Source organism: Vasconcelosia minhoensis LEGE 07310 (assembly GCF_015207255.1).
Lineage (GTDB): Bacteria > Cyanobacteriota > Cyanobacteriia > Phormidesmidales > Phormidesmidaceae > Vasconcelosia > Vasconcelosia minhoensis.
Map to the genome: position 1 here is coordinate 1 of NZ_JADEXG010000096.1, position 12,417 is coordinate 12,417.

Genomic DNA, 12,417 nt, shown 5'->3' on the forward strand with positions numbered 1-12,417 from the left:
GGGGATGTACCGACTCAAAACCGTTTTCACAGGTGAGGTGTGTGCCAGAAAGATAGCAGCTCAAACCACCGAGTTGATGATTGAATGTAAGGCGCTCAACCGGATGACGCAGCTCGGAATGCCTGATAGCTACCGCGTTGCAGCCTAGAAAACGACCGAGATGGGAAACCCCTGTCCCTTTCTCAATTCATGCAACAAAGCCGGAGTTGACTACTATTTGAAGGGTAGGGTGGCGATTGCCGCCTAAAGGAGTCTAGAGATTTGGAAGCTGCTTTCTATTACTGGGAAGAGGAGCGATGAGGTTGCTTCTCGGCTTGATTTTCGAGTTCTTATTCTTCAACCCGTAGCCAATCAGAGAGGTCGCGGCTGATCAGGTCCTGTAGTTTGGTAATATCCTCTTGGTACTCCTGAGCGAGTTGCCGGCGTAGCGCAGTTTCAACGCCAGGCTTTTTAAAGTTCCAGCTCCAAAGCGCTTGTTTGAGTCGTTTACGAAACGCCATCGGCAGCACTGCTCTGACTAGCTGCTTAGGCAAACTCTTCTGGGCCATGAGTTGGCGATGCAGCTGCCGCGAATTGGGGAGTCCAGTTTTATTGTATTGAGTTGAAATATCGGGATTAAAGCTCGGGTCCACCTCAAGGAACCGATAAATATCGGCTAAAGTACTCGTCAAATTTTGAAGAATATCTTGTTCATAAATATAAATTCGAAATTGGCCAGGGGAGAACTGTTCTAGATATCGTTGAACCTGCGCGTGATAAAATCCCATTGCTTTATAATGCCAGGTCCATGCCCAATTTCGCTGAATCCGGCTGTTCTCTACTGATAGCGCTTGGGCAAAGTCTGTCAAGGGTTCTCGCCCTGCCATACTCGTATGCAAAAAACTTGAATAGGCGCGATCGATAGGATTTCGTAAGATGGTAATGAGTTTGACGTTAGGAATATAGTGCTGAATCCGTTCCAATGCTCGAGGCAGATAAAGGTAGGGAGTAGAGGCTTCCCCAACAGCCGTTGCGGTTTTAGCTTTTTCAAAGTATTCGCAGTAGGTCTTCCAATCTGTAACAGCTGCTTGATTGATCGCGTCGTCATCCCCTGGCCCCTGATAATGGGGCGGCTTGTCTTCAAAAGCGAAGAAGTAAAGCTCTTTTTTTCGAGGAATATAAACCTGGGGGTGCTGACATAAGTAGTTGCTGATAGAGGTCGTACCAGCCTTCATGGTGCCTATGATCAAAAAATTGGGCTTTTTCATAGGACTTTGACCTGTTTTGGAATCAAACTAGATTAGATTTATGAGGACTGATAGACCCTATACATTAGATAGTACCCACCATGCGCAGCCAACCTATAGTTTGTCGCTTTTTTTCATCAGCCAGCCGAGGATGATAAGAATAAGCTGAGAATATTGGCTGCACCGCTCTAAGTTAGTGAACCTAATTAGACTCCTGAGGGCAATCTGCGATACTCTGCCATGCTCCGATTTGTGTATACACGGTAGCCCCGCGGGAGAGGGGTTTGGGGTGAGGGCGAGGCCAAAGTACAGCAGGTCTTGCAAACAATTGGGCTAACCTACTTAAGTTCGAATCGAAGATATCAGTCCAGTAGTATTCTGGCAGATAAGCATCCCCGTTTGAAGCCAGTTTCTGCCCATGGAATTTCCGCTGCTGACGTTTGAGATTACGATCTTAGGGCTGCTGCTGGTTGCCTGTCTGGCGGCAATTGGGCTGAAGCGAATTCATTTTCCCTACACGGTCGGCTTGGTCATCGTAGGTTTTTTGATTAGGCTGGTTGGCGATCGCGTTCCCGAAGAGACGCTGCTGGTCAATTTAGAACTGTCTCACGACGCTATTTTATTTTTGTTTTTGCCGCCGCTGGTGTTTGAGTCTGCGCTCAATCTGAATGCTCGGCTGCTGATGCGGAATATTGGGCCGGTGCTGACGTTAGCGATTCCGGGACTGCTGATTGCAACCGGGGTCGTAGGCGCGATGATGGCGAGTCTGACTTCGCTGAGCTGGACAGAGAGCCTGCTGTTTGGGGCGCTGATTTCGGCGACCGACCCAGTGGCAGTAGTGGCGCTGTTTAAAGAGCTAGGCGTGGCTCAGCAGCTGGTCGTGCTGATGGAAGGGGAAAGCCTACTCAACGATGCAACCGCGATTGTCATCTTTAATCTGATTTTAGCTGCGGTGACAGCGCCGGTTGACGGCAGCCTGATTACCCAGGGTGGCCGTGAGTTCTTCGTTTCATTTTTTGGCGGCATCCTCGTAGGCGTCATTGCGGCTTGGCTAGCGAGCTATCTGCTGAGTTTGGCCCAGCGCCGACCGCTAATTCAAAGCACGTTTTCGCTAATCCTGGCCTATGGGGTGTTCATTCTAGCAGAGCACTTTCTACATATTTCGGGCGTGATTGCCGTAGTCAGCGCTGGCCTGGTCACCAGCTGGCTGATTTCACTACAGCTCAAGCCCGAAACGCGCAGTTTCTTAAAAGAATTTTGGGAATATATCTCGTTTCTCGCAAACAGCCTGATCTTTTTGCTAGTGGGGATTGCAACGGCAAAGGTGCTGGGCGAGGTCGATGGCATGGGGGCCTTGGGACTGGGGCTAGGCGTCGCGATCGCGGCGGTCTTTCTCTCCCGAGCTATCGTTATTTTCGGATTGCTACCGCTGACTAACCGCTTTCACGCGGCACCGACGGTGAATCGGCCTGAGCAGGCGATCCTTTTCTGGGGTGGCCTGCGCGGAGCAGTAGCACTGGCGCTGGCGCTCAGCCTTAACCCAGCGCAGGTATCCCGTGATTTCGTCATTGCTCTAACGCTGGGGGTAGCGCTATTTACGCTGCTCATCCCAGGGACGACGATTGGCTGGCTGGTGCGTCGGCTGGGGTTAGATAAACCGACCATACTCGACCAGATTGAGCAAGCCGAAGCGCTGAGCGCAGCGCATCAAAGAGCCCTGAAGGCGCTAGATCACTTTCACCCGCTCGCCGGTCGCCATGAGGGTGAAATCCATGCTGAGCGGCAGCAGTCGCAGCAGGCCCTCGATAGGGCTAGCCAACAGCTCAACGATCTCTGGCAGTCGCTAGAAAAGGATCTGCCGATGCTCAACCAGGCGATGTGGCTACAGGCGCTGATGATCGAACAAAAGGGCTACAGGCGGCTGCATGACCAGGGCTTTATTTCAGAAGCGGCGCTGCTGCGTTTGGAGGTGGGCGTGAGTATTCGTCAGGATGCGGTTCTGGCTGGGCAGCTGCCGCCTCCAGCCCTAGCGCCAACAACCCTGATGACCCGGCTGGAATATTCCTTGATCAAAGGGCTGCGCCAGCTCTTGCCCACGACACGCTGGCGACGGCAGCAGTCGCTGAAGTTCTCAAACGAAGAATATGAGTGCGATTTGGCCATTGCTCAAATTAGCGAGTCGGTATTGGACCGGCTCCGTGAGCTAATCTACGGCGAAAAAAAGGCGGCTCGACTGATGGCAGCCTGCTTGGATTTTTATACCCAGGCCAGCCAAACTGCCCAAGCCCGTCTGACCGACTGCGCCCAGCGCCATTCAGCAGCGGTGCAGCAGTTTGAGCGGCGAATTGCGGCGCGGGTTGCTAGCCTGGGACGGGAGGAGGCGATCGCAAACCTAGTCGAAGCGGGCGCTATTTCGGAAAGCGTGGCTCAAACCGTGTGTGACCAGATCGACTAGAGAATCAGCCAGATCGCCAGCCCCCAAAAGGGAATCAGCCGCAGCCCCCGGAGCTGACGGCCAGATGGGATCACGGCTCCCATGAGCACCGCCTGAAAGAGTCCAAATAGGACCAAATCAACGCAAAACGCGATAGTGACGCGATCGGTCTGGACCTGTTCGATAAAGTATTGGAGGCGCTGGCTGAGCTCGCCTGCTTCTGGTTGGGCGGTAAGGAACCAGAGGATTGCGATCGCGCCTACAGCGATTCCCGTCCAGCCAAAGGTGCGAGCCAGCGGCCCCTTCTGCGGCGGTTCTGGCAATGGCGTGGGGGCATTCTGGCGCAGCGCCATATAGGGCATGAGAAAGACATTGGTCAGGAACATGGCCGCGCCCCAGATCGCAACTTTGGGCAGTCGCCGACCGCGCCGATCGCACAGCAGCAGCGGCAGGAACATGAAAATCCAGGCCTCTGCGAAATTGAAGAAGGCCTGGCTGGTGGGATGCACCTCAGGAGCTGAAGCCAGGCCCAGCCAGTCCAGGATGGGCAGGACAAAAAAGAAATTGAGCGATTCGTTGAGAATTTCCCGAAGGGTTTCGGGTCGGATGGCCCAAATAGGCGCCCCCGGCAGCAGCTGTCCCGGCGGAGAGAGCAGCAGAACATAGACGTAGATCGCCGTCAGCAGCCAAAAGCTAATAGATAGCCACGATCGCGATTCAGACCGCTCCTGCTCAGGTCTGGGGTCGGAATCATCGGAGGATGCCAGAAACCGCCTGACCAGCGGCGAAACGGCGCGAATTAGGACGAAAGCGGCTTTTCCAGGCTTCAGCGGCGGCTCCACGACATCCCGAGCAAAGATAATCAGGCCTGTCTCAGGCGAGAGCCGATAGAAGCTCGACCCGCGACCGTTGGGAAATGGGATGCCGTCAATCTGAACGTGCCATAGCATTCCAGCAGAAAGGCCCTCGCCGGCAACCTGATCAATCACAAACTGAAAATCTGCCGGCACGCTTTTGCAGGAGGCTTCAAATAGTTCCCGAACGGCTGCCTTGCCCTGGTGCGGTTTGGGGAAATTGAGGTCTTGGTAGAGGCACTGCTCGTCGATTAGCGCGATCGCGGCCTCCACATCGCGCCGATTGATTGCCTCATAGAGGGCACAGACAACCTGGCTAGCGGAGGAATTGTCACAATTTGCAGGCTTGAAGCTCACAGTTTCAGAATTTTCAGGGGCTATATTACAGGACTGTAAACGAGCGCGTGTCTATGAGCCAACGTTTATGGCAATGGGTTCATATTCAAATATTGTGAACCCAACTGGCATTTTCTGGGGCATCGGTATACCATTACTGACTGAGTCTAAGTATTTCCGTCTTTTGTCTCTGGTCGGTTCTCAAAGAACTGGGGATCGCTGGTAGGCAAGCTCTGACGGCTGATTACTACTAGAGTTTTTAATCCCCTTAATCTATGGCTAAGTCTCAATCGTTCTCCCCTGCGGAGGCTGGGTTTGAGTCTGGGCAAGCCTCCACGCAAACGGGCGTATTCGTCTGCATTCACGGCCATTTCTATCAGCCGCCGCGAGAAAATCCCTACCTCGCTGCGGTGGAACGACAGCCCAGCGCGGCGCCGTTTCACGACTGGAATGAGCGAATTTTGCACGAATGCTACCGGCCCAACGCTTTTGCTCGGATTCTAGATGAGCGGGGCGAGGTGGTGCAGATTGTCAACAACTTTGACTACATCAGCTTTAATATTGGCCCAACGCTGATGAGCTGGCTGGAACGTCACGATCTGGAGACCTACCAGCGGATTCTGGCGGCCGATCGGCGCAGCTGCGATCGCCACAACGGCCATGGCAACGCGATCGCCCAAGTCTATAACCACATCATTTTGCCGCTGGCCAATCAGCGCGATAAACTGACTCAGGTGCGCTGGGGCAAGGCCGATTTCCAAAAGCGCTTTGGCCGCGATCCCGAGGGCATGTGGCTGGCGGAGACGGCGGTGGACGTGGAGACCCTGAGCGTGCTGATTGACCAGGGCATCCGGTTTATCATCCTGGCCCCGTCCCAGGCAGAGCGCTGTCGCGAGATGGGTCAGGCCGACTGGCAGACGGTAGGAGACGGCAATATCGACCCCACCCGGCCCTATCGCTGCTATGTCCCCGGCAAGCCCGACGGCCAGAACGCGATTGACATCTTTTTTTACGACGGACCGATCTCCGGCGACATTGGCTTCGACGACGTGCTCAGCTCCTCACAGCAATTTGCCGGGCGGGTGGGGCAGGCGGTACGGGACGAACCCCACCGCGCTCAGCTGATCTCGGTCGCGACGGATGGGGAGACCTTTGGTCACCACCGGGGCGGGGCCGAAAAAGCGCTGGCCTATGCGCTGGTGCATGAGTTTGCCCAGCGGGGCTGGCGGGTAATCAGCTATGCCCAATATCTCAGCCTCTGTCCGCCCACCTGGGAAGTGGAGCTGAAGCCGGTCACGGCCTGGAGCTGCTCCCATGGAGTAGACCGCTGGCAGGACAGCTGCGGCTGTGGCGGCGGCGGCGGCTGGCAGCAGGACTGGCGGCGCCCGCTGCGGCAGACCCTGGACTGGCTGCGGGATCGGCTGGCGGAGCTGTATCTCGAATTTGGCGCTGAGCTGCTGCGCGATCCCTGGCAGGCGCGAGATGCCTATGTGCAGGTGATTGGCGATCGCAGCCCGCGCAACGTGAACCGGTTTTTGAACGAGCATCAGCACCACAAGCTGAACCCGGCTGAGCGGGTCGATGCGCTGCGGCTGCTGGAGATGCAGCGCTATACGCTGCTGATGTACACCAGCTGCGGCTGGTTTTTTGACGAACTGTCGCGGCCTGAGGGTACTCAGATTTTGCGCTATGCCAGCCGGGCGATTGAGCTGGCCGAGGAAGTTTCAGGACAGGCTTTGGAGGCGGAGTTTGTGCGGCGGATTGCGCTAGCCCCGAGCAATGTGGCCCATTTCAAAGACGGGGCCGGGGTCTACCGCGAGCTGGTGACGCCGGCCCGAGTGAGTCCTGAGCAGGTGGTGGCCCACTATGCCATGACCTCGCTGTTCGACACCTACCGGCGAGAGCAGCGGCTCTACTGCTACACCATCCATCAAAAGGACTATCAGCTCCAGCCGATGGGTTCGCTGACGCTGGCAATGGGGCAGGTGCAGCTGGTGTCAGAGGTGACTCAGGATCGAACCACGCTGGCCTTTGCCGTGCTGCATCTGGGCGGCTGGGATTTTCACTGCGGCATTCAGTCGATCAAAAGCCGGGCGGCCTACGGACGGGCCAAGACGCAGGTGATGGATGCTTTCAGCAGTGCCAGCGTGGCACAGACCATTTTGGCGATCAACCGCTGCTTCGGCGAACGGTCCTACACGCTGCAAAACCTCTTTCCTGAGGAGCGCCATCGGATCATGCGGCTGCTCAGCCAGGAGACGCTCCAGCGCCTGAATCAGCTCTACAATCAGGTCTACCGGGATAACTATGGGGTGCTGATGGCCTTCCACCGCGATCGCTTAGCGGTGCCGCAGGAGCTTCAGGTAGCCGCCGACATTGCCCTCAGCCATCGGGCCTTAAGCGTAGTTCAGTCGCTAGAGCAGGATATTAGCGATCCCCAGGGCAATGTGCTGAATATCGCCATCGGCTATGTCGGCGAGCTGGAGGGGATTGCGATCGAAGCCAGTCATTTTCGCTCGCAGCTGAAGCTGCCCGGCGTTCAGCAAACAATGGAGCAGCTGATCTCCCGGATCCTCTGGCAGGCTCTGAAGGATTTTGAGATCAACTCGATCGCGGCTACCGTAGAGGGGCTCAGTCGGCTGATTCAGCTGGGCCAGAATTTAGGACTGGGGCTTTCGCTGGCTCGGGCGCAGGAGCTCTACTACGAGTACATCAGCAGCCCCACCGGAATGACCGCTACCCTGGCCCAGGACTGGAGCGAAGAGCAGCAAAAGCTGGCCTTCATTCAGCTGCTGAAGCTGGGTGAGCTGCTCGCGGTGAATGCCAGTTCTCAGCTCAGCTATCTGGCGACGCAAAGTTAGAGGGGGCTAACTGGAACTGCTAGTCGTAGAGTAGGCGAGCGTTAAAACCTCGGGCCAGGGCCGCTTCGGTGCGAGCCTGAGCGGCATAGCGGTCAGAGAAGGCACCGATGTTAATAAATTCGCGGCGGCCTGAGCCGTCTATAAAGGCACCGGGGAAAAATCGCCGCACCTGGGCCAGCTGATCTTCGTCTCCAAGTACAGCGGCGACATAGGGCAGCCGAGGGAGCGAAAAGCCCAGCGCCTGCAGCGTTTCCCGGTCTGCGGTACCCGACACGTTGAGCCCCCGCACGCGCTGAAATGTGCGTACACCCTGGGCCGTGCTGCTGCCATATTCGCCGTCAATGGGAACGTAAATGCCATAGTCGTTCAGCTGCCGCTGCAGGTTGGCGACGCTACTGCCGCTACTCCCGGGGACCAATCGGTCAGTGGAGAGGGCGCGGGTAGCGGGCTCAAACCGGGCGGGGTCAGGGGTCGTGGCGCGACGAGGGAGGTCAAAGCCCATGGCGCTGAGCGTCTGCTTGTCGGCGATACCAGTCGCGGGCAGCTCTCGAATTCGCTGAAACGTGCTGACGCCTGAGGCTGTCGTAGACCCGTAGAATCCATCAGCGACGTAGGGAAAGAGGTCGTTGCTGGCTAAGTAGCGCTGGAGCGCAATCACGTCTGCCCCCTGGTCTCCCTGCCGCAGGCTGCGACGGCTGAGGGCAATGGCGATTAGGTCTGAGCCGCTGCCCGCTGGATGGGCTGAGGGCAAGGGTAGGGCGGCCTGCCCGGCAGTTGACAGACAGGCCCAGAGCGAAACCGCGATCGCGAAACTAAACCCAACGTCAGAGGTCTGGTACATGAACGAATCCCCGCTACCTGAATCCCAGCAAGTATCCTACCGCAGCCGCCCGCTATTTTCTCTAGATGGGGCCAGCGGCTTGAACCGGCCTATCTTTGCCGAGAGAATTGTGACAAGCTATAGGAATTGTTATCTTTAGTAAAGTTCCTGGCTCATCTTGCCCTATTTTTGATTGACCTGACGCCAGACCCTATCCAGCGCTTGGTGGTTTGCTAGGCCATTGCTTTTGACAATTCCAACCCTACCTCAGGAGAGACCATGCGGCCTCAGCTACGTCGTGCATCCCGGCAATTTTTCCTTGGTAAGCGCTCCTACCCTGAAGTTGAGCGGCTAGGCGATCCCCACTCCTACTGGGGCGATCTCTACCACCTGCTGTTGACCATGCCCTGGCCCGCGTTTATCTTTCTGACCAGTGCCCTATACCTGCTGGTGAATGCGCTGTTTGCGATCGCCTATAGCCTGGGCGGCGGAATTGCGACGGTTGACGAAAGCGACCCGGCCTATTTTTTAGAACTTTTTTTCTTCAGCATTCAAACCATGGCCTCGATTGGCTACGGGGCAATGTATCCGACCAATATCTACGCCCATTGGCTCGTCGTGATCGAAGCCCTGATCAGCCTATTTTTTATTGCGGCAACGACGGGGTTAGTGTTTGCTCGCTTCTCAATTCCAACGGCCCGGATGCTGTTCAGCAATGTCGCAGTAGTCGCGCCCTTTAACGGGACGCCGACGCTGAAGTTTCGCACGGCGAATAAGCGAAAAAACTATATTTTGGAAGCTCAGCTCTGGGTGACCCTGGTGCGTGATGAGATTAGCCAGGAAGGAGAACGGATGCGGCGATTCTACGACCTAGACCTGGTGCGATCGCATACGCCCCTATTTAGCCTGACCTGGACGGCGATGCATCAGCTGACTCAGTCGAGCCCCCTCTACAGCGATACGCTTGATACCTTGCACCGCGACAATGCTCAAATTATTGTGACGATTACGGGCCTGGATGAAACCCTGTCTCAGACCATCCACGCTCGCCACGAGTTTCGGGCTGGAGATATTTTCTGGAACTATCGCTTTGTCGATATTTTGCACCGGGCTCCCGGCGGACGGCGGGTAATCGATTTTCGTAAGTTTCACAGCATTGAGCCGGTGGAAGAAGCCCGATTTGCTCGCGAAGCGGAGCTGCCAATGCCGTCGGAGGTTCCCATCAGCGGCCACGAAAATGGGCAAACCAGCGGGTATAAAAACGGACAGGAAGTCCTGAGCTCCTTAGGAGAGACCCTCTCCCATGAGTGATAGCTGTTGCCCGGAACGTTCGTAATACATCTGCTCGACGCCCCAGCGCCGATAGAGGGGCAGCTTACTGCGTTGCGAAAGGCGCTGCTCGACACCGGCGAGCTGCTGCTGAGCTTCCTCTTTGCGGCAGCTGAGAATCTTAGCGGCATCCTGGAGGCGAATCCACTGTTGACCAAAGCGTTTCAGGATAAGCTCGTCGGGTTCCTGTCGGATCTGGCGGAGCAGGTGCTGGGCTAGCAGCCAACAGGCGTGAGTGTCGGCCTCGGCTCGGTGGGAGGTACCGACGTTAAAGCCGAAATGCTGGACTAGGTTCGGCAAACTGCGGGAAGGTAGGTCCGCCAGCAGTAGACGGGAGAGCTGCACGGTGCAAAACCGCTTTAGCGGCGGTCGGTAAAACCGGGTTTTGAGACGTTTATATTCAGACTGGATAAAGCCGTAGTCAAAGTCGAGGTTGTGGGCCGTAAGGGTGCCCTGCTCTAGCAGCGGCCGGCACATCGGCCAAACTTTCTGAGGAGAGGGGGCAGAAGCAATCATCTCAGTGGTTATGCCGGTAATTTTAGTGATAAAAGGCGGCACCTTGAGGCCAGGGTTAATCAAATAGGTCTGCTGCTGTTGAATGCCGTCTTCTAGGCTGGCCTGGAGGATCGAAACTTCAATCGCACGGGCGTTATGGGCCAGAGAGCCGGTTGTTTCAAGGTCTACGACCGTGAGAGTAGACTGGCTGACGGCTCGGTAGTAGGTCAGTAGCTCTTGAGAGAGGAGCGCAGACTGACCTTGGAATTTTGCGGCGTGAGCAACCATGGATCGAGGAGGGCGAAGATGCTAGAGGATGAGTGGGTGGCATGGTTAAGGTAGCACCTGATCGAGACTAGAGTAGCAAACCGCCTCAAACTGATAAACCTGACGCCGCTATCTACTTAGCCGCAGCGGCTTCTGCTTCTGAACCCGTGTAAGCTTTTTCCAGCCGCATGGTCTGCTTATTTTCGGTTGTCAGGGCACTATTATCCAACCAGTTGATAATCAGCGCGTCGGTTGAGAATAGGCCTCCACCGTTGGCAGCTAAAAAGAGAAAGCAGGCCGCATAGACAGCAGACAGCTCCAGGTAGGGAATGCTGAGACCCGCTACCTTGATGTGGTGATACATCGCTACACACATGGTGCTGAACAGCCCAAATGCTGCCGGACGGGTAAACAGTCCGATGATCACGAGCGGCGCGCCAATGAGCTCAGTGAAGGCGGCAACGTAGCTAAAAAAGATAGGGAAAGGCAGGCCAATATAGGAAACGTAGGCTTCGGCAAAGCTTTCGATATTGGCGAGCTTTTCAAGGCCGTTGTGAATCATCATGATGCCAACGACGGCCCGAAGGATAGCCCAGGCGGTCTGCGATCGCCAGTTGGGCACAACGTTGGGTTTAAAGAGGGTGGTGAGGAGAGAACTGATAGTCATGGGTGAATTCTGGGATTAACAATGCTTATGTTAAATATAATAACGAATTTTAATGAAGTTATATAAATTCTATGGGAGGAAAAAGTTAATTTCTTTTCTCTTACCTGAGGAGAATGCGTTGATTGTTTAAGGCAATGAGCTCATCTTGCGAGCGGCCCGCTCAAAGTCCTCGGTGGCGCTCTGGGTGGCGGCAACATCAAAGAAGGCAGCCGCGATCGCGGCTGACACCGTAAACGTATCGAGTCCCTGCTGAGCTAGAAAGACAATATCCTCAATCTGGCGAATGCTAGCGGTCAGAATTCGCGTAGAGCTATCGACGCCGCTGAGGGCCTGCTGCATAGCGGCTAAGTCAGCCCGCCCGTCGCGGCCCTGATCATCGGTAATTCGGCCTAGGTAGGGAGCGACATATTCTGCTCCCAGCGCCGCTGCAATCAGGACCTGATGGACGGCATACACTGCCGTTAGGGTAACCCTCGCCCCGCGGCTAATCAGCTGCGCCGCTGCCGTTGTTCCCTCGCGGGTGATTGGGATCTTCACCACCACCCGCCGGTCAATTGCGGCCAGCCGCTCACCCGTTTCGACTAAATCCGCCGTCGAATCACCCCAAGTCTGTATCTGTATCTCCTTTGCGCCCAAGTCAAACGCCTGCTCGGCTAGGGTAATAAGTGTGGCCACCGTGCAGGGTACTCCGGCCTGCTCTAGCAGCAGCGGATTGCAGGTAACACCGTAGAAGAGGCCTATGGGCAGCCAGGTCTGCCAGGCTGAGGCGTCAGCGGTATCTAAGCAGAGGCGAAGGCGGGGCGGGGGAAAGTTTGGCATAGTCATTCTCAAGCCCGTTAGTGACCTTGTTCTAGCGCAAAGTTTTGGTACTCGAAAGGCTTTGCGCTCCGACGAAACCGGGGAGGGAAAAGCGGCTTAGCTTCTAGAATCTGTGTTTTAGCTTGTGTCCTAGTATGAAGGACCTAATTCTGGATTCGCAAATTTGCACTCACCTCAACGCGAAAAGCCCTCCCCAGGCGGGAAGAGCTTTTCGCCTTCACTTATTCAGACCTCGCGGCGAGGCCCACGCTAAGCCTAGGCGTTGATAGCAGGAGCCGTCAGGGCAACCGGCGCAGACTCAGCCGCAGC

Annotated in this window: 9 protein-coding genes; 3 read left to right on the top strand and 6 right to left on the bottom strand. The window is 55.9% G+C overall.

Annotated elements, in window-relative coordinates:
• Positions 1–329 precede the first annotated feature (329 nt).
• Positions 330–1,247 carry a sulfotransferase family protein gene (locus tag IQ241_RS23710; protein ID WP_193912027.1) on the bottom strand — a complete coding sequence of 306 codons (918 nt, stop codon included), beginning with the start codon at positions 1,245–1,247 and terminating at the stop codon, positions 330–332.
• Positions 1,248–1,644: 397 nt separating this feature from the next.
• Here IQ241_RS23710 and IQ241_RS23715 point away from each other — a divergent pair, with 397 nt between their 5' ends.
• Positions 1,645–3,681 carry a cation:proton antiporter gene (locus IQ241_RS23715; protein WP_193912029.1) on the top strand — a complete coding sequence of 679 codons (2,037 nt, stop codon included), beginning with the start codon at positions 1,645–1,647 and terminating at the stop codon, positions 3,679–3,681.
• On the opposite strand, the gene IQ241_RS23720 is transcribed toward IQ241_RS23715, so the two are convergent.
• Positions 3,678–4,871, bottom strand: coding sequence for a nuclear transport factor 2 family protein (locus IQ241_RS23720; protein ID WP_193912031.1), 1,194 nt, complete (start codon positions 4,869–4,871; stop codon positions 3,678–3,680). The genes IQ241_RS23715 and IQ241_RS23720 overlap by 4 nt on opposite strands.
• 254 nt (positions 4,872–5,125) lie before the next feature.
• Here IQ241_RS23720 and IQ241_RS23725 point away from each other — a divergent pair, with 254 nt between their 5' ends.
• A complete protein-coding gene (locus IQ241_RS23725; RefSeq protein ID WP_193912033.1) occupies positions 5,126–7,711 on the top strand; it encodes a DUF3536 domain-containing protein in 2,586 nt (861 codons plus the stop codon).
• Between the two features lie 19 nt (positions 7,712–7,730).
• On the opposite strand, the gene IQ241_RS23730 is transcribed toward IQ241_RS23725, so the two are convergent.
• On the bottom strand, positions 7,731–8,552 hold the full coding sequence (locus IQ241_RS23730) for a peptidoglycan-binding domain-containing protein (protein WP_193912035.1): 822 nt from the start codon (positions 8,550–8,552) through the stop codon (positions 7,731–7,733).
• A 258-nt stretch (positions 8,553–8,810) separates the two neighbouring features.
• Between IQ241_RS23730 and IQ241_RS23735 the strand changes: the two genes are divergently transcribed.
• Positions 8,811–9,842, top strand: coding sequence for an ion channel (locus tag IQ241_RS23735; protein ID WP_193912037.1), 1,032 nt, complete (start codon positions 8,811–8,813; stop codon positions 9,840–9,842).
• Here IQ241_RS23735 and IQ241_RS23740 read toward each other — a convergent pair.
• The 3 genes from IQ241_RS23740 to IQ241_RS23750 all read right to left on the bottom strand — a co-directional run bounded on the left by IQ241_RS23740 (position 9,816) and on the right by IQ241_RS23750 (position 12,108).
• A complete protein-coding gene (locus IQ241_RS23740) occupies positions 9,816–10,643 on the bottom strand; it encodes a 3'-5' exonuclease (RefSeq protein WP_193912039.1) in 828 nt (275 codons plus the stop codon). The genes IQ241_RS23735 and IQ241_RS23740 overlap by 27 nt on opposite strands.
• Before the next feature lie 112 nt (positions 10,644–10,755).
• On the bottom strand, positions 10,756–11,289 hold the full coding sequence (locus IQ241_RS23745; protein WP_193912041.1) for a DoxX family protein: 534 nt from the start codon (positions 11,287–11,289) through the stop codon (positions 10,756–10,758).
• Positions 11,290–11,415: 126 nt separating this feature from the next.
• Entirely contained in the window at positions 11,416–12,108 is a 693-nt protein-coding gene (locus IQ241_RS23750; protein WP_228022042.1) for a transaldolase family protein, read from the bottom strand.
• Positions 12,109–12,417 lie beyond the last annotated feature (309 nt).